This is a genomic window from Acutalibacter intestini, from assembly GCF_034334985.1.
Taxonomy (GTDB): domain Bacteria; phylum Bacillota; class Clostridia; order Oscillospirales; family Acutalibacteraceae; genus Acutalibacter; species Acutalibacter intestini.
Map to the genome: position 1 here is coordinate 69,132 of NZ_JAWXXL010000004.1, position 17,259 is coordinate 86,390.

The following is a 17,259-nucleotide window of genomic DNA, read 5'->3' on the forward strand; positions in this document are numbered from 1 at the left end:
CTTTTAGGCAGCGCAGCCAAAGAAAAGCAGAGTGAAAAAAGCGGCCCGAAGGCCTGAAAGGGAACGGGCCCGTATCAGCAGAGAAAATTTTCTGCGGATACGGGCCCGTCCTTTCAGTCCAGCGCGTCCTCTAGCGCCGCAACCACGATCTTTAACGCCTTAATTCGGGCGTATTTCTTATCCACGGACTCCAGAATATGCCAGGGCGCATAGGTTGTGCTGGTTTTTTGCAGCATCTCGTCAATAGCCGCCTCGTACACGTCCCACTTTTCCCGGTTGCGCCAGTCCTCGTCTGTCAGTTTCCATTGCTTCGAAGGGGTGTTCTGCCGGTCGGTAAAGCGCTCCAGCTGGGTGTCCTTGTCGATCTGTACCCAGAACTTCAGCACCACCGCGCCCCAGCTGTGCAGCTCCTGCTCAAACTCATTCATCTCGTAGTAGGCCCGCTGCCAGTCGTTTTCGCTGCAAAAGCCCTCTAGCCGTTCTACCATTACCCGGCCGTACCAACTGCGGTCGAAAATAGCGATGTGCCCATCCTTGGGCAGCTTGGTCCAGAACCGCCACAGATAGTGGCGGGCTTTTTCGTGGGGCTCTGGGCTGGCCACTGGGTGCACCTCAAAGCCCCGGGGATCCAGGGCCCCGGTAAGGCGCTTGATATTTCCGCCCTTGCCGGCCGCGTCCCAGCCCTCGTAGACAATGACCACGGGCACCCGCTTGCGGTACAGGCGGTTGTGAAGCATTCCCAGCTTGGCTTGCAGCTTTTTCAGCTGGGCCTTGTACTCCTGGTCGCTGATCGTCTTGTCTGCCAGAAGTACCTCGCTAAGCTTTGGCATTTTATTCAGCGGGAACACATTTTGCAGTAGGGGCACAGCCAGGCTCTCGTTGTGCAGAGCGGTATCAATGCCGGTGCAAAGAGTCTCTATGACCTGAAGCTCAGCGAACTTCTTGCTTTTCGCGTCCACCACATACCAGGGAGCGCTGGGGGTATTGGTATCCTCCAGGTACTTATCAAATACCTCCTGGCACTGGTCATAATGCTGGTTTTGCCACATGTCGCCGCGGCTAACCCGCCAAGCGGTGTCTTTTTCATCCACCAGCGCGGCAATACGCTGGCGCTGTTCTTTTTTGCTGATCTGGAAGAAGAACTTTAACACCAGGTAGCCGTTGTCAGTAAGCTGACGCTCAAAGCGCTTGACGCTGTCCACCCGCTGGGCATAGGATCCGTCGTCCAGCACGCCGTTCAGGCGCTGTTTTGTAATCTCATCCATCCAGCCGGAGTCTAAAAAGGTGAACTTGCCGGCCTCTGGGATCTTCTCAAAATACCGGGTCAAAAAGGGCTTGCGGCGCTCTTCCTCTGTGGGGGAGGTCATGGAGAACACCTTGAAGAAGCGGGGGTCAATGTGCTTGATGATCTGTCCAATGGCGCTGCCCTTGCCTGCCGCGCCCCAACCCTCAATCAGCACCAGGACCGGCAGCTTTTTGTCCTTCAAAAGCATCTGCTGGGTTTCCAGCCGCCGGCCCGCGGCGCTTAGCCGGGCCTTTAGCTCGTCCTTTTCCGGACGGACCGGACGGATCCAGTTTTTTAACATAGGATTCACCTCGTGATGGGATCAATGATATAGTTAGCATGGTTCAAAAGATTCTTTCAAATCAGACGGCAGAGCCCCTTAATGTTAAAACCGGCTCTGCCCATTCTTCCAAAAGTGCGGTTCCTTTTATTGTATGCAATGGGAGCGAGTCCCTGGGGTAAGAGGGAATTTGGTTTTGTATGATAATGATCCATGCGGCGGGCCTTGGGTGGAAGAAAACCGGCGGCCTGGGAACGTGTGGTCCCCAGACGTTTCCGGGCCAAAGGCTGACCGGAATAAAAGTTTTTTCAAAAATTTTTCTGGGGGTCGAACCCCCGTGGGCTTAGCCGAACATCCACTCCACAGCCTGGGGAACGCAGGCGGACCAGAACTTCATGTCGTGGGCGCCGGGGCCTTCGGCATAGTCGTGGGCAATGCCCTCCGCTTCCAGGAAGCGGTGAAACTCCCGGTTGTTCTCCAAAAGGAAGTCCTCGGTGCCGCAGCGCATAAAGATGCCGGGCAGAGGGGCCCCAGCGGCTTTCAGCCTGCGGGCCAGGGTCTCGGGGTTATTATCACTCTCTTCCACAGTTTCCAGGTCGCCGAAGCACTCGTGGTAATAGGCGTAGTTGGCCACAGGGTTGCCGCCGCCCTCCTTCATATGGGCAATCTCATGGACGATCAGCGCCGAAGAAAGCGCCGCCGCCTTGCCAAAAGTTTCCGGGTAGGCCAGAGCTGTGCGCAAAGCCCCAAATCCCCCCATGGACATGCCCATCAGGCAGGTATCCTGGGGCGTTTTGGCCAGGCCAAAGGTGCGGCGCACATAGTTTACCAGTTCTTCCCCCACCAAAGAGGCAAAGGCGTGGCCGGTAGAGAGGCCGTTGAGGTAAAAGCCGTTCTCGCAGTTGGGCATGACAATGGCGAAGTGATACTTTTGGGCCAGATCCTCGGGGACCCAGTTACCGGCTGCGCCGGTATAGCCATGTAAAAGAAACAGGGTTTTCATACCCTGGGTCTGATAGGGAGACTGGGTTCCCTGGTCCACAGGGCTTTCCACAGGCCGGTCGTTGGGGATAAACATTTTAAAAGAGCCCTGGCGCTTGAGGGAGTCCAGGTACAGACTGATGTCGAAGTTTGCCATAATAAAGCCTCCTTCCAGGTTGGCTGGAAAACCGGATGATTTGTACATGATAGATGTGAATATTATACCACAAAGGGGCTTTGCGTGCAATATTTCTGTAGAAGAAAACGGGAAAACTTCGAGGGTTTGAGCTTGGGCTGCGCCTGGGCGGGGCTGGTGGGTCTTGTACTGAAAGCGCCCCAAAACACGCTGGCGCAGCGAGGGCGCCCCACCCCCTTTTTCTTCACTGGCGTCCCCGGCTCCGCTTCTGGCTAGTTTTCCCGCTTGGACCGCTCTGGGTCCGGGGCGGCTCGCAGCAGCTTGCGGTTCTTTAGGATCACCACCACCCGGAAGGCCAGGATGGAGAACTCGGTCACCGAGCTCATCAGGCACAGGCTGATCCAGTTGATACCCACCACAAAGTAGGCCAGGGCTGCCCCGCAGAGGTAAACGCAGGTGCCAAAGGCCACGGAAATATTGGCATACTTGGCAAGACCCATGGCCCCCAGGGTGGGGTAGCCCAGCACATAGTTGGGAAAGCAGAATACCGCCACGGGAATCAGCAGCCGCAGGGGGGCCACCACCTCTTTGCCTTCTGGCCCCAGCCAGAGTACCAGGATGGGCTCGGCAAAGACGAACACCACCCCGCACCCGGCCAAAATCAGCGGATAGATAAATAGCAGGGCCTTTTTGACAATGCTGAAGTTCTTGTGCTTCATCATATGGGGATACAGGCTGTCCGCAATGGGAGACATGCCGTTGCGCGCCACACTGATGACCCGGTCCGCGTTGGTATAAAGCCCGGCCGAGGCCGAGCCCGTAATCTGCTTGAGCAAGATGCCGTTCAGGTTACTGTTTACAGCGTTGGCCGCTTTTGAGACAAAGAACTGGGCGGACTCCTTAATCTCCTCCCAGGTCTCCCGCAGGCTGACCCGGCAGAACCACACCCCCACCTTTTTCCGCAGATGCCAGTAGACAAAGAGCAGGGCCCCGCCGTTGCCCAGGGCTGTGAACAGGGGCACCAGGTAGTAGTCGCTGGGCTTTTTGATAAAGACGAAGATCATCACCGTGGCGAAGATTTTGATGGCCACTGCCCGTATGGTGATGGCGGACATCTGCTCCAGGCCCCTGTACATAAAGTCTGGCAGCAGGGCGATCATGGCCACCGAGAGCATATAGAACACATGGGCCAGCAGCTCGCCCTCTTCCTTCAGCCCGGGGAACACAAAGACCCCCAGCACGACCAGGGACAGGGCCATGAAGATGCCCTTGGCCGCCACCACCCGGCTAAGGATGCGGGCCAGGGCGGCCTTGTCCTCCCGGAACCGGGATACTTTGGCCGTGGCAGAGAGGATAAAGCCAAAATCAATGAAAATTTGGAAAAAATTGGTGAGATAGTTGGCCGCGCCCAAAATACCAATACGCTCCATGCCCAGCACTCGCTGCTGGTAGCCTTGGGTCACCAGGCCCAGAGCAAGGGTAGAAAACTGCAAAATATACAGCATAATGGTGTTTTCCACCAGCCGGTGCCGGCGGAGCCGGGCGAACTGTTCTTTTATGCTCATTTGCGCCCTCCCTTTTCCTTCAGCCTGAATAGCAGCCCCACCACCCCGGGCAAACCCATTTCCAGCAGGGCCAGCACCAGCCGGCGTTTTTTGCCCAGCAGGGGCAGGTAGGGGTTGTGCTTATAGTCAGGAAAGCTGTCTTTCACATAGCGGGAAAACTCCTTTAACAGGGGGTGCCGCAGGTCTGCCCGCAGCACCCGCACGCAGGCGGTGACCAGCACATGGTACACCGCCAGATATGCCAGCTCATCCCGGTAGGCGTCAAAAAAGCCCCGGGCCCGGTACCAGCCGATAAGGTCATCCATGGCCTCCAGGATTTCCCGGTTTCGAGAGAGGTTCATGTTGCTCATAATGGACCCCTGGCGCTGCAAATAGTTTACCGCCACATCATCCGAGACCGCTGCCACCGTGCCGGTGGGCAGCAGCTTTAGGGTGGTGCGCAGGTCCTCATACCATACCCGGGGCGGGTACCGTAGCTCTTGAAAGAGCTTGGCCTTATAGAGCTTGGCCCAGGCGCAGGGCGCTATAAACAGCAGTTCCCGGCAGCGGTCCAGGGTCAGGGGCTGCTCTTTGGGCAGGTTTTCCGTAAAGACCGCCAGCTGCCGGCCGGACTCGTCCACGGTGCGGAAAGCCTGTACCACCAGGTCCGCGCCGGTTTTTTCAGCGGTGGAAAGAGCTTGCTCCAGGGCTTTTGGCTCCAGCCAGTCGTCGCTGTCCAAAAACGCCAGCCATTCCCCGGCGGCGGCCCCAATGCCCGTATTCCTGGCCCCGCCCAGCCCCTGGTTTTTCTGGTGGATTACCCGGATACGGGGGTCGGTCTGGGCCAGGGCGTTACACATAGCCCCGCTGTGGTCCGTAGAACCATCGTCCACAAGCAGCAGCTCCCAGTGGGGGCAGGTCTGAGCCAGCACAGAGCGGACGCATTTTTCCAGGTATGCCTCCACATTATATACGGGCACAATCACACTGATCTTGGGCATCTATAGCACCTCTTTAGCAAATTTTAGTTATTATTATACACGGTGGCGCGGGTTTTTGCAACCAGGGCCTGGCCCGCCCGCAGAAAACCATTGCGGAACCCACTGCATTGTGGTATAATAAATTATTAAAGTAAAAATCACAAGAAAAAGGAAGGTTCTAAACATGGAAAATTCCACTGGCAAGGGCACGGTAGTCCTGGTGGCGTTCTACAATAAAAAGGCCCTGGGTGTGCGCTACCTGGAGACTGCCCTAAAGCAGGCCGGCTACCATGTGAAAAATATTTTTTATAAAGATTTCAACAGCGTCCACCCCAAGCCTACCACCGAGAAGGAGCTGGCCCTGCTGCGAGAGACCATTTCCGCCTGCAAGCCAGTGATGGTGGGGCTTTCCGTAATGAGTTCCATGTACCTGGACACAGTGTACCAGGTGATGGACAGCGTAAAACAGGCTGCCCGGGCGCCTTTGCTCTGCGGCGGGGCCTATGCCACCATGTTCCCGGAAAAGCTGCTGGAGCGGGGCGCGGACTTTGTGATCCGCTCCGACGGGGAACACGCCATCCGCCGGCTGGCGGACGCCCTGGTGAACCAGACAGACTATCAGGCGATCCCCTCGCTGGCCTATAAGGAGGGGGACCAGATACAGGTCAACGAAATTGGCGATATTCTGGATAACGTGGACGGCTATGGCCTGCCCGCCATCCAGTGTATGGACGCCTGCCTGATTGAAAACGACGCCCTGGTCCCCGGCGACCCCCAGCTGGATACCCGCAGTTACGAGGTGATTGCCTCTCGGGGCTGCCCCTTTACCTGTTCGTACTGCTGCTGTGTGAACCTGCGGCGGATGCTGCCCAAGGGCGTGAAGGGGGTGCGCAGCCGGTCGGTGAAAAGTGTTATTGAGGAGCTGCGCAAGGCCAAGGAAATCTGCAAAAACATTGTGTTCGTCCACTTCTATGACGAGATTTTCCCCAATATCCCCGGCTGGGTAGAGGAATTCGCCGCGGAGTACGACAAGTATATCCACCTGCCCTTTACCATCTGGTCTCATCCGAAAATGGTGAAGCTGGACATGCTTACCACCCTAAAAAAGGTGGGTCTTACCGAGGTGATTATGGGCATCCAGTCCGGCAGCGAGCGGGTGCGCAAGGACGTGTTCCACCGGTACGAGACCCAGGAGGATGTGATTAACGCCGTGGCCAACATCCAAAAAGCCGGGGTGTTCTGGGGCACCTTTGACCTGATGCTTCAGCATCCCTTTGAGACCATCAACGATTTGAAAGAGTCCTACTACCTGGTTAAGCGCCTGCCCGGCAAGTATGAGCTTCAGCTGCATGGGCTAAACTTCCTACCCGGAACGGACATTGTGGATATGGCCATTGACCAGGGCTATTATACCCAGGAAGAACTGGAAAAGATTATGTATGCTCCTATGGACGACCAGTTTGGGGCCTATTGGAAGCAGAACACCACCCAAGAGAGCCAGATGTGGTACAAGATGATCTACTGCTGGCAGTTTAAGAAATACCGCAAGCGGCTGGAAAAGTTCGAGAAGAACCCCCTGGCCTATGTGGGGGAGATCGAGAAATGCTACGCCGAGGCCCAAAAGCTCACCAAGCTGCGGTATCTGTACAAAAAGGGCCGGGTGTTCCTGTACCGGGAGACGAAGTTTAGGGGGTAAAAAGTGTCGATGGAATATTCTCGTATCGTGGTGAAGGTGGGGACCTCTACCCTGACGCACCCCACCGGCAGCCTGGACCTGCGCAGTATGGAGCGCCTGGTGCGGGTCCTGGCGGACCTTTGCGGCCAGGGGCGGCAGATGATTCTGGTGACCTCCGGGGCCATTGCCGTGGGCACGGCCCGTATGGGGCTTTTGGAGCGGCCCCGGGAGCTGCGGATGAAGCAGGCCGCCGCCGCTGTGGGCCAGTGCCGAATGATGCACCTTTATGACAAGCTTTTTTCCGAGTACAACCGCTCTATGGCCCAGATTCTGCTGACCGGCGGAGACGTGGCAGACCCCGTGCGGGCCCAGCACCTGCGGGGAACCTTTTCAGCTCTGCTGGAGTTGGGGGTGATTCCCGTGGTGAATGAAAACGACTCGGTTTCCGCGGACGAGATCGAGACCGGGGCCCACAAGGTGTTGGGAGATAACGATACCCTTTCGGCCATTGTGGCGGGGCTTTGCGGAGCCCAGCTGCTGGTCCTGCTTAGCGATATTGACGGCCTGTATGACGCGGACCCCCGGGTGTGCCCAAAGGCAAAGCTGCTGCACCGGGTGGAGGCGCTGACCCCGGAAATTCTAAAGATGGGCGGCGGCGCGGGCAGCGCCCGGGGCACGGGGGGCATGGCCACCAAACTTTTGGCGGCAAAAACCGCTAGGAAAGCCGGGGTGGAGATGGTAATTACCAATGGGGCCCGGCCCGAGAGCTTGTACGAGATCGTAGAAGGCAAAGAAGTGGGTACGCGGTTTATAGTTTAGAGCGAGCGGAGCCGCCCTTTCCTTCCTCAAACACAGAGAAAGCGAGGTCCCACTATGCAAAGTTTGATTCAACAGGGCGCGCAGGCCAAAGCAGCCGCTTATGAGCTGGCCGCCGCCCGTACCGGACTGAAAAACCAGGCCCTGGCCGCCATGGCCCGGGCTCTCTCCCGCCGGCAGAATGAGTGGCTGGCCGCCAACCAGGAGGATCTGGCTGCCGCCCGGGAGGCGGGAACGCGGCCTGCTCTTTTGGACCGGCTGGCCCTGACGCCCCAGCGCGTGGACAATATTGTAGCTGGAATAGAGCGGGTAGTCGCCCTGCCGGACCCCATTGGCCAAGTGGACCGCATGGAGACCCGCCCCAACGGACTAATCATTGGCCGCAGGCGGGTTCCCCTGGGGGTGGCGGGCATTATCTACGAGGCTAGGCCCAATGTGACTGTGGACGCCGCCGCCCTGTGCCTGAAGTCCGGCAATGCCTGTATTCTGCGGGGCGGAAAAGAGGCCATCCGGTCCAACCGGGCGGCTGTGGAGATTATGCGGGAGGCCCTAAAAGAGGCCGGCCTGCCCGCCGCCTGTGTGGCCCTGGTGCAGGATACCGGCCGGGAGAGCGCCCAGGAGCTGATGCATCTGGACCAGTATGTGGACGTGCTGATTCCCCGGGGCGGCGCGGGGCTGATTCGGGCTGTGGCCAAAGAGGCCACTGTGCCGGTGATCCGTACCGGCGAGGGCGTGTGCCATGTGTACATTGACAAGGACGCGGATTTGGCCATGGGGGCCCGCATCCTCTATAACGCCAAGTGCTCCCGGCCCTCGGTGTGCAACGCCGCGGAATGCGTGCTGGTGCACCGGGACGTGGCGGAGGCGTTTTTTGCCAGGGCGGTTCCTCTGTTGGACCAGGAGCAAGTGGAGCTGCGCTGCGGCCCCAGGGCCTTGGCTCTGCTAAAAGACCGGGGGATAGCCGCAAAGGAAGAGGACTGGGATGCGGAGTATGGCGACTATATTCTGGCGGTGCGATTGGTAGATAGCGCCCAAGAGGCCATGGATTTTATCAATACCCATAGCAGCGGGCATTCGGAGTGTATTGTGACCAGCAACTACTTTACCGCCCAGGCGTTTCTGGACCGGATAGACGCGGCGGCGGTGTATGTGAACGCCTCCACCCGTTTTACCGATGGGGGAGAGTTCGGCCTGGGGGCGGAAATCGGAATTTCCACCCAAAAGCTCCATGCCCGGGGCCCCATGGGCCTGGAAGAGCTGACCACCTGGAAATACGTGGTGTATGGCGCAGGGCAGGTGCGGGAATAAAGGAGGCGCTTTTCATGACAAATCCAATCATTGGCTTTATTGGCGCGGGTAATATGGGCGGAGCCCTGGCCCGGGCAGTGCGCAGGCGGCTGCCGGGGGCAGCGCTGCTTATCTCTAACCGAAGGCCGGAAAAAGCCAAAGCCTTGGCCCAGGAGTTGGGTGGAGAGGCTGTGACCAACCAGGAGGCTGCCCGCCGGTGCGGGGTGCTGTTTCTGGGGGTAAAGCCTCACGTCATCCCAGAGGTACTGGAGGAGCTGGGGGCTGTCCTTTGTAAAAGAGAAGAGCCGCCGGTGCTGATCTCTATGGCGGCGGGGGTGCCTTTAACTCAGCTGGAGGAGCTGGCTCCCGGGTGCCCTATCATTCGGATTCTCCCCAATACCCCAGTGGCCATTGGCCGGGGGATAACTCTGTACACCTGTGGACAGGGGGCGACCCAGGAGACCAGCGAACTGCTGGCCGCGCTGCTGGCCGGGTCCGGGAGCCTGGTGGAGATTCCCGAAGCCCAGATGGACGCGGCGGGGGTGGTGGCGGGCTGTGGACCGGCCTTTGTGGACCTATTCTTAGAGGCAGTGGCCGATGGCGGGGTCTACTGCGGATTGCCCCGAGAACTGGCTATGCGCCTGGCGGCTGAAATGACGGCGGGGGCCGCGGCCCTGGCCCTGAGAAAGGGCGGAAACCCGGGCGCGCTGAAGGACGCGGTATGTTCGCCCGGAGGCAGCACCATACGCGGCGTGCGAGAACTGGAGCAGGGTGGCCTGCGGGGCGCAGCGATGAATGCGGTAATCGCGGCCTGGGGGAAGGAATAGTGGAAAAAGAGCAGAGCGGTGGCCCAAGAGTTTACGAACTCGTGGACCACCGCTTTACTTTTTGCGTTTGAGGGGATATAGTTAACACAGTTCAAAAGCGGTAGAATATCTCTTTTGAACCAGGCGGCGTAGGGCTTGTTTGAAAAATCGCAAACACCGTCTTTTTGCCCGGTCCGGGCGGATTTGTGTGTGGAAAACCGCACCGGCCAGGGCAAAAAGACGGCATTTTCTCTATTTTCAAACCAGCCCTAGTCGGCCAGCTTGAAAATTCACAATATGCCCATTTTCAAGCAAAAGGGCTTTACCAGGGATTTATAAAGAGGCATGATGGCTCTTTTGAACTGCGTTAAGAAATCATTTTACCTCAAAGGAAGCCTCCAGAGGGGCCTGGCCCAGCAGTTTTACGCTGCGTTTGTCCGGCTGGCTTCCGCCCACGAACAGCACGAACCGGCCTGGCTCAATGACCCGGCTGCCGTCCTCCTGTACCAGGCGCATGCTATCAGGGCTAATCTCCATGGTAATGTCCCGGCTTTCCCCAGCCTTCAGACAAAAACGCTGGAAGCCGCACAGACTCCACATGGGCCGGACAGCGCTGGCCTCTTCATCTCGAATATAGCACTGTGTTACCTCGTCGCCGTCCAGGGCGCCGGTATTTGTTACGGTAACAGTCAGGCGGACTGGCTCTCCGGCGGCAACAGCGGCGCTGCTAAGCCGTAGGTCCGAGTAGGCAAAGCGGCTGTAGCTAAGCCCAAAGCCAAAGGGGTACAGGGCCTCCTGCTCCATATAGCGGTAGGTGCGGCCCTTCATGCTGTAGTCCGTAAACTCCGGCAGCTCCTGGGTGGAACGGTAGAAGGTTACCGGCAAGCGGCCCGCCGGGTTATACGCACCAAACAGCACTTCGGCCACAGCCAGGCCCCCCTGTCCGCCTGGGTACCAGGCATCCAGAATCGCGTCGGCGTGTTCGTCCGCCCAACAGAGCTCTACCGCACTGCCCGCACATAGAACCACCACAGTGGGCGTGCCCGTGGCTTTTACTGCCTCTAGCAGGGCCTGCTGCCGTCCGGGCAGGGAGAGGCTGTCCCGGTCGCCGGAGCCGTAGGCGTTGCCCGCGTCCCCTTCTTCGCCTTCCATAGTCTCGTCCAGGCCCAGCACCACAATGGCCACGTCGCTGTGTTTGGCGGCGATGACCGCCTCGCTGACCCGGTCGTCCCGTTGGGCCAGGTTTTCTACTGTGTCCTTCCACTTATGACAGCCCTGGGCGTACAGAATGCGCACATCTTCATCTACCATGCGGCGAATGCCCTCCAGGGGCGTAATGTATTCCGAGGCGGTGCCGTGGTAATTGCCGGGCAGCATAGCGCGGTCGTCGGCGTTGGGGCCGATGACGGCAATGGTTTTCAGCTTTGTTTTGTCCAGGGGCAGCACGCCGTTGTTTTTCAGCAGCACCATAGACTTCCGGGCAGTCTCCCGGTTGATCTCCCGATGGGCGGGACAATCGTTCCTCTCAAAGGGGATGGAGTCGAATTCTGGAATTTCGTCAAACAGGCCAAGCTTTAGCCGGGTGGCCAGCACCCGCACCGCGGCCCGGTCCACCAGGGCTTCGTCAATAAGGCCCTGCTCCACCCCAGCCAGAATATGGGCGTAGACCACGCCGCAGTTTAGGTCGCAGCCCTTTTCCAGGGCCAGCTTGGCAGATTCCTCCATGGTGGCAGTGACCTTGTGGGAGCGGTGGAAATCGTTAAGGGCCCAGCAGTCGGAGACATAGTGGCCGCCAAAGCCCCACTGGCCCCGCAAAATCTCCTCCATCAGCACAGTATGGGCACAGGTGGGTTCGCCGTTGGTGCGGTTATAGGCGCCCATCACGGCTTCCACGTGGCCCTCCTTGACGCACATTTCAAAGGCGGGCAGGTAGGTTTCCCACAAATCTTTGGGAGAGACCTTTGCGTCAAACTCGTGGCGCAGGGCTTCGGGGCCGCTATGCACGGCAAAATGCTTGGCGCAGGCAGCGGCCTTCAGGTAGGGGCCATCCCCCTGCACCCCGGTGACAAAGGCTACTCCCAGCCGGCCGGTAAGATAAGGGTCCTCGCCGTAGGTCTCGTGCCCCCGGCCCCAGCGGGGGTCCCGGAAGATGTTGACATTCGGGCTCCAGAAGGTCAGGCCCTTGTAGATGTCCCGGTCATCCTCTGCGGTATAGGCGTTGAACTTGGCGCGGCCCTCGGTGGCAATAACCTCTCCCACCTGGTGCAGCTGGGGGGCGTCGAACATAGCGGCCAGCCCGATGGCCTGGGGAAACACGGTGGCTACGCCGCCCCTAGCCACCCCGTGCAGGGCCTCGTTCCACCAGTTGTAGGCGGGAATGCCCAGCCGGGGTACCGGGGCGCTGGTATAAGAGAGCTGGCTGGCCTTTTCATCCAGAGTCATGCGGGCGCAGAGGTCCTGGGCCCGCTCCTCAAAAGAGAGGGATTTGTCAAGATATTTTTCCATAAAAAGAGCTCCTTTTTGTATGGGATTGGCGGAAATCTCCAAAAATTATAACAGAGATTCGAAAAATGCGCAAGGGGGAAATGAATCCAAGGGGTATGGGAGCCTTTATACCCAAGTATTTATTTGGAGAAGAAAATAATGAGTGGAATGGCCTCCCAGTAGCGTAGACTCGGCAAAGCCAGATTCCCCAAACTTTTCCTGTTCCGCCCCCAGAAAGCTTGCGCGTAAAGCAACTTCTTTGGAAAATCCCATTCCAGACCGCGTCCTTGACAAGCCAACCCCCAAAGAGTATCATAGATAAATAAAAAGTAACCGCGAAAAGAGCCCGGGCTCTTTTCTATGTTCCGCAAAAGGCGGAACATAATCTGACTCGTACGGGGCGGCAAAGAAGGGTTGATAGAATGGATAGAGCAAAGAAGTTTATAAATCGGGAGACCGGCCTGGTTCTTCTGGCTATGGGCCTGGTGGCCTTGTTCCACATGTTGTTTATCTCGCTTTCGGGCAAGGGGCTGCTGGCGGACAACGTCTACAATTCCTATGTGCTTCAGGCCTGCGCTTGGCTGCGGGGAAGCCTGGATTTGGGGCAAGACTACCCTTGGCTGGAGCTAGCCATTTATGAGGGCAAGTACTATGTGTCTTTCCCACCCCTGCCCTCCTATCTTCTGTTGCCCCTGGCGGCGGTTTTTGGCGAAAACGCGCCAGACGGTTTGTTGGCCTTTGCTTCTCTTCTAGTAGGTACGGCCTATGGGGTTCTGCTGGCCAGGCATTTCCGGCTTGGCGCCCCGGCCAGTGTACTGCTGCCAGTGTTCCTTTACTGTGGCAACAATCTTTTGCAGGTGACAGTGGACGGCTGGGTGTGGTTTTTGGCCCAAAACCTGGCTTTTACCTTAACCCTAGGCTCCTTTTACCACGCGGCCCGGGGTGCAAAGGGGCTGGCGGCGCTGTTTTTGGTTGCGGCGGTGGGGTGCCGGCCCTTTCAGGTGCTGTATACGCCGGTGGCCTGCTGGCTGCTACTTTATGCCCAGGGAAGCGGCAAGCCAAACTGGAAGCGGCTTTTTTGGCAAGAGGACTGGCGGCTGCTGCCCGCCGTGGCTTTGGGGGGCTCGTACCTGGTGTTGAACCAACTGCGCTTTGGAAATCCCTTTGAGTTTGGCCATAACTTTCTGCCTGAGTTTGTCAATTCCCAGCATGGGCAGTTTAGCCTAAGCTACCTGGCAAATAATTTGCCCAGCCTTTGGCGTATGCCCACAGTGGACCCGGAAACAGGCCGGTGGGTGTTTCCCATGTTCAATGGCAGCAATATCTTTTTGGTGAATCCCATACTGATACTGGCCCTGGCGGCAGGAGCCTGGGCTGGGTACATTCGCTTGAAGGCCGGGACGCCGCTGAAGCCGGAACATTGGCTGAAGCTGGGGGTGCCGCTTTTGTTCATTTTCCATGGGCTGATGCTTTGTGCCCACAAAACCATGGGTGGGGCCCATTTTGGCAACCGGTATTTTGTGGATCTGCTGCCAACGGTCTACCTGTGTCTGTGCGGTGCTCTGGCGGCGGGGAATAAAGGGCCCGCGGTGGTCCGGTGGGTCCTGTGGGGCTTGGCGGGGGCGTTGTTCCTGCTGGGGCTGTATGTGAACTTTACGGGCACCTTGGAATTTTACAATGGGCTATAGAACCTGCTGGAGTTTAAAAGTTAAAAGACTTTAAGGCAATACCCCACAATTCTAAGCACCGTATTGGGCAGTCAGATTTTTCGTCAGAGGGTACAGATTGAGCGCCGTCCATCTCACCATTGACCAGCGAAAGCTGTGCGCTATCACGGAAAATCTGCAAGCAAGACGGTGCTTTGAATGGTGCGGTGTTGCCTTAAGCCTTTTTATGATAATAGTGATCCCCCGGAGGGCCGCGGCGCTCCGGGGGAATTTTTGTGGGATTTTTTACAAATGGACCAGGCAAGTGTGCCTTGCCTTATATCAGCGGAAAAGAATGATTGTGTGGATTGGGTAAGGGCCCACAGCGAGAGGAGGCGTCTGGGGGAACCGCTGTTCCGGGCGACCTCCCCCTATAAGTCCCTCGCGGGTTTGTTCTTTAGTTTACTTGAAAGCCTGTTTCCAGCAGGGGGTATTCTTCCATGCAGGCCAAAATGCCCTCTCGGTCTGCCAGGGCTGGAATGCCGCCCGGCCGGGTGGCACACAGAGACCCCGCCGCATTGGCAAAGCGGCAGAACTCACCCAACTGCTCTGGGTCCAGGGCCCCCAGCTTCTCCGGGTCCGTGACGCTGTTTTGGAACAGCTGGGACAGGAAGGACCCGCAGAAGCTGTCGCCAGAGCCTGTGGTATCTACCACAGGGGTGTCAAAGGTGGGGTGGTGACGCAGCTGTCCTTTGAAGGAAGAGACGCAGCCCTTGGGCCCCAGGGTGACCATAATAAGCACTATGCCCATATCGTGCAGCTTTTTAGCGCCTTCTGCAATGCTGTCGGTGCTGGTGAGCAGGGCCAGCTCTTCCTCGGAGATTTTCAGCACGTGGCATAGGGGAAGCCCCAGGCTCATCCCCTGGATGCCCGATTCTTCAGACTTCCACAGGGCGGGCCGCCAGTTGGGGTCATAAGAAATCAGCTTGCCCATTTCCCGGGCCTTTTTCACCAGCTCCAGGGTGGTGGTGCGGCCGGGCTCAGTAGTCAGGGACAGGGAGCCGAAGTGCAGAATGCTGGCCCCCTCTACTGAAGCCATGTCGATTTCTTCTGTACGCAGTTGGGTGTCCGCGCCGGGATCCCGGTAAAAGGTAAAGCTGCGGTCCCCATTCTCGTCTAGATGGACAAAGGCCAGGGTGGTCAGGCAGTCTGGATCCATAATCAAATTGTGGGCGTCCACGTTGTTTTTCTCCAGACAGCGGCGCAGGGTTTGGCCAAAGTTGTCACAGCCCACCTTGCCGATGAACCCGGCGGACACCCCCAGCCGGGAGAGCTGCACAGCCACGTTGGCCGGGGCCCCGCCAGGATTTGGATATACAGCGCCCGCAAAGCCCGGGGCTTTGACTGGGGAAAAGTCGATAAGCAGTTCGCCTGTCAGCAAAATATCTGGCATATGGGTTCCTCCTTATTTGAGACTGTGGATTTGAATTTCAGCCTTGCCGGTGGTAGAAAGTTTGGTATAGGGGGTATCCGGGTAGACGGCGGCAGTAAAGACCCGGGTGCCGCCATCTAGGTACATTTCACAGATGGAGCGGTCAAAAATGAACTGCACCTCCCACTGGCCGTCATAGAACCGGGGGGCACACAGCAGCCCGGCCCAGTCTTGGCCAAAGTACTGGTCAAAGTCCTTGGCGCCGGCCTCCCGGCGGTCTACAAAGGCCTGGTTCTGATGGTCCACGCCAAAGCGCAGCGCCTGGCCCTGTTCATTGCTTAGGGTAATGGTGGAGGCCCCGCTGCCGGTAACGGTAAGCTTGAATACCTCGCCGGGCAAATTGCCGTCCCAGGGGGCGGCTTCGCCAAAAGCGGCCTGGTCCTTGGGAGCAAAGGCCAGCCGGGGGCCGCCCTTGGGGGTATCGGCTAAGGTGGCGGCGCGGGGCAGGGTCATTTGGCAGCAGTACTCCCCGGTGGGGGTATTTCCAGCGTATACGGGATTCAGAGCCCAGCCCACAAAGAGGCGCTCCGGGGTACCGGAATAGGTGACGCCCGCATAGTTGTCAAAGCCCGCGTCCACAAACTCCGGCTGAGTAAAGCGGCCGTCGGCGACGAATTGATCCCCGTCGAAAGAGCCGGTAAAATACTGAATGCGGGCGCCATGATTTTGGGGATTGGGCCCCATGCTGACCAGCAGAACCCACAATTCCCTGCCATTTACGGTTAGGGGGAACAGGTCCGGGCACTCCCACACGCCCTGGGAGTAATTGCCCTCTGGACCGAACTGGCCGGTTTTGGTCCAGCTCTTCAGGTCTTGAGAGGCGTAGAACTCCACATGGTCTCCGGCGGCTAAGACCATGCCCCAGCAATTCTTAACAGCGTTATGAAATACCTTTGGATCCCGGAAGTCCCGCAGGGCCGTATTGGGGATCACGGGATTGCCCTGGTATTTGGTAAAATGTATACCGTCTAAGCTATAGGCAATGCTCTGCTGCTCTTGGCCGTGGCCGTCCACGGTGCTGTGGCTGCCGTGGCTGGTGTACATGGCCACTAGGGGGGCTTTGCCATCCTGGCCGAAGCCGGAGGTGTTCTTCTCATCCAGAACCGCGCTGCCGGAGAAAATATACCCCAGTTCGTCAGGCTCCAGGGCAATGGGCAGGTGCTCCCAGTGGATCAGGTCTGTGCTGGTAGCGTGGTACCAGTGCATGGGGCCCCAGTGGGGCTCTTGATAGTATTGCGCGAAAAGGTGGTACTTGCCGTTTTCATATACCAGGCCGTTGGGATCATTGATCCATCCGGTCTTGGGGGTGAAGTGTAGCTGGGGACGAAAATCGCGGATGCCTTGTGTGCTCATGATAGGAGACTCCTTTATGGTGGATATAATTTAATTTAGTTAAGGATGGCTCCCGACAGGGGTGAAAGAATATGGAGAATGGAGATGAACCACCTAAAAATATGGAAAGGATTCGTTCATTAAATGGAGGATAAGACAAATAGGACAAAAAGTTTAGTAAGTGCCAGGAGCTTGAACCTTAACTTAGGCACATGATACCACCGAAGAGGGGGTGATGTAAAGATGGTAAAATCACTGAAAATTCATTTCATATTTGGGAATTCAGTCAAAACGACCAATAAATCAAGAACAAATTGTGAACTGCCACAAAATATGCAAAAATATATTGACAGATCTTCTAGGGTGGTATACAATATGTTTCATAAACTAAGTTATGCAATAAACTTTCTGTCTATCTGGGCAACAGCTGAGGTAAATTAACACATATCGGCATAAAAAGGCATGTGTTTGCGGGGCACTGTGGAGCCGGACAGAAAGAAACAGGTGGGCCGAGT

12 protein-coding genes are annotated in these 17,259 nt (G+C 57.6%); 5 read left to right on the plus strand and 7 right to left on the minus strand.

The genetic code is table 11. The annotated features are described in order from the left end of the window. Nucleotides 1-113 precede the first annotated feature (113 nt). The 4 genes from pap to U8U68_RS05380 form a co-directional block, all read right to left on the minus strand. Nucleotides 114-1,586, minus strand: a complete 1,473-nt coding sequence (gene pap / locus U8U68_RS05365) for a polyphosphate:AMP phosphotransferase (protein WP_322199797.1) — start codon at nucleotides 1,584-1,586, stop codon at nucleotides 114-116. 322 nt (nucleotides 1,587-1,908) lie between these two features. Next, a complete protein-coding gene (locus U8U68_RS05370) occupies nucleotides 1,909-2,703 on the minus strand; it encodes an alpha/beta hydrolase (protein WP_322199798.1) in 795 nt (264 codons plus the stop codon). 251 nt (nucleotides 2,704-2,954) lie between these two features. Then, nucleotides 2,955-4,247 (minus strand): oligosaccharide flippase family protein, encoded by a 1,293-nt coding sequence (locus U8U68_RS05375; RefSeq protein WP_322199799.1) that lies wholly within the window; start codon nucleotides 4,245-4,247, stop codon nucleotides 2,955-2,957. Further along, nucleotides 4,244-5,227 carry a glycosyltransferase family 2 protein gene (locus U8U68_RS05380; RefSeq protein ID WP_322199800.1) on the minus strand — a complete coding sequence of 328 codons (984 nt, stop codon included), beginning with the start codon at nucleotides 5,225-5,227 and terminating at the stop codon, nucleotides 4,244-4,246. The genes U8U68_RS05375 and U8U68_RS05380 overlap by 4 nt, the downstream gene beginning before the upstream one ends. 163 nt (nucleotides 5,228-5,390) lie before the next feature. Here U8U68_RS05380 and U8U68_RS05385 point away from each other — a divergent pair, with 163 nt between their 5' ends. Genes U8U68_RS05385 through proC form a run of 4 tightly spaced genes read left to right on the plus strand, consistent with a single transcriptional unit; the run spans nucleotide 5,391 to nucleotide 9,811 of the window. Continuing rightward, a complete protein-coding gene (locus U8U68_RS05385; RefSeq protein ID WP_322199801.1) occupies nucleotides 5,391-6,902 on the plus strand; it encodes a B12-binding domain-containing radical SAM protein in 1,512 nt (503 codons plus the stop codon). A gap of 9 nt (nucleotides 6,903-6,911) precedes the next feature. After that, nucleotides 6,912-7,700 carry a glutamate 5-kinase gene (gene proB, locus U8U68_RS05390; RefSeq protein ID WP_322199802.1) on the plus strand — a complete coding sequence of 263 codons (789 nt, stop codon included), beginning with the start codon at nucleotides 6,912-6,914 and terminating at the stop codon, nucleotides 7,698-7,700. A gap of 54 nt (nucleotides 7,701-7,754) precedes the next feature. Then, nucleotides 7,755-9,005 carry a glutamate-5-semialdehyde dehydrogenase gene (locus U8U68_RS05395; protein ID WP_322199803.1) on the plus strand — a complete coding sequence of 417 codons (1,251 nt, stop codon included), beginning with the start codon at nucleotides 7,755-7,757 and terminating at the stop codon, nucleotides 9,003-9,005. Nucleotides 9,006-9,019: 14 nt separating this feature from the next. Next, a complete protein-coding gene (gene proC, locus U8U68_RS05400) occupies nucleotides 9,020-9,811 on the plus strand; it encodes a pyrroline-5-carboxylate reductase (protein WP_322199804.1) in 792 nt (263 codons plus the stop codon). Nucleotides 9,812-10,165: 354 nt separating this feature from the next. On the opposite strand, the gene U8U68_RS05405 is transcribed toward proC, so the two are convergent. Next, complete coding sequence (locus U8U68_RS05405) at nucleotides 10,166-12,295, minus strand: glycoside hydrolase family 3 C-terminal domain-containing protein (RefSeq protein ID WP_322199805.1); 2,130 nt, start codon at nucleotides 12,293-12,295, stop codon at nucleotides 10,166-10,168. Between the two features lie 401 nt (nucleotides 12,296-12,696). On the opposite strand from U8U68_RS05405, the gene U8U68_RS05410 reads away from it, so the two are divergent. Then, the gene (locus tag U8U68_RS05410; protein WP_322199806.1) at nucleotides 12,697-13,962 is read left to right on the plus strand and encodes a hypothetical protein; all 1,266 of its coding nucleotides are present in this window, start codon (nucleotides 12,697-12,699) and stop codon (nucleotides 13,960-13,962) included. Nucleotides 13,963-14,377: 415 nt separating this feature from the next. Here U8U68_RS05410 and U8U68_RS05415 read toward each other — a convergent pair whose 3' ends face one another. Continuing rightward, on the minus strand, nucleotides 14,378-15,373 hold the full coding sequence (locus U8U68_RS05415) for a carbohydrate kinase family protein (RefSeq protein ID WP_322199807.1): 996 nt from the start codon (nucleotides 15,371-15,373) through the stop codon (nucleotides 14,378-14,380). 12 nt (nucleotides 15,374-15,385) lie between these two features. Then, nucleotides 15,386-16,765: a glycoside hydrolase family 32 protein gene (locus U8U68_RS05420; RefSeq protein WP_322199808.1), complete on the minus strand. Its 1,380-nt coding sequence runs from the start codon at nucleotides 16,763-16,765 to the stop codon at nucleotides 15,386-15,388. Between the last annotated feature and the right edge of the window lie 494 nt (nucleotides 16,766-17,259).

Bases quoted from the DNA above. Each gene is read 5' to 3' on its own strand.
- U8U68_RS05420 (WP_322199808.1), bottom strand. From the start codon at position 16,765: ATGAGCACACAAGGCATCCGCGATTTTCGTCCCCAGCTACACTTCACC.
- proC (WP_322199804.1), top strand. From the start codon at position 9,020: ATGACAAATCCAATCATTGGCTTTATTGGCGCGGGTAATATGGGCGGA.
- U8U68_RS05410 (WP_322199806.1), top strand. From the start codon at position 12,697: ATGGATAGAGCAAAGAAGTTTATAAATCGGGAGACCGGCCTGGTTCTT.
- U8U68_RS05380 (WP_322199800.1), bottom strand. From the start codon at position 5,227: ATGCCCAAGATCAGTGTGATTGTGCCCGTATATAATGTGGAGGCATAC.
- pap (WP_322199797.1), bottom strand. From the start codon at position 1,586: ATGTTAAAAAACTGGATCCGTCCGGTCCGTCCGGAAAAGGACGAGCTA.
- proB (WP_322199802.1), top strand. From the start codon at position 6,912: ATGGAATATTCTCGTATCGTGGTGAAGGTGGGGACCTCTACCCTGACG.
- U8U68_RS05375 (WP_322199799.1), bottom strand. From the start codon at position 4,247: ATGAGCATAAAAGAACAGTTCGCCCGGCTCCGCCGGCACCGGCTGGTG.
- U8U68_RS05385 (WP_322199801.1), top strand. From the start codon at position 5,391: ATGGAAAATTCCACTGGCAAGGGCACGGTAGTCCTGGTGGCGTTCTAC.
- U8U68_RS05395 (WP_322199803.1), top strand. From the start codon at position 7,755: ATGCAAAGTTTGATTCAACAGGGCGCGCAGGCCAAAGCAGCCGCTTAT.
- U8U68_RS05370 (WP_322199798.1), bottom strand. From the start codon at position 2,703: ATGGCAAACTTCGACATCAGTCTGTACCTGGACTCCCTCAAGCGCCAG.
- U8U68_RS05415 (WP_322199807.1), bottom strand. From the start codon at position 15,373: ATGCCAGATATTTTGCTGACAGGCGAACTGCTTATCGACTTTTCCCCA.
- U8U68_RS05405 (WP_322199805.1), bottom strand. From the start codon at position 12,295: ATGGAAAAATATCTTGACAAATCCCTCTCTTTTGAGGAGCGGGCCCAG.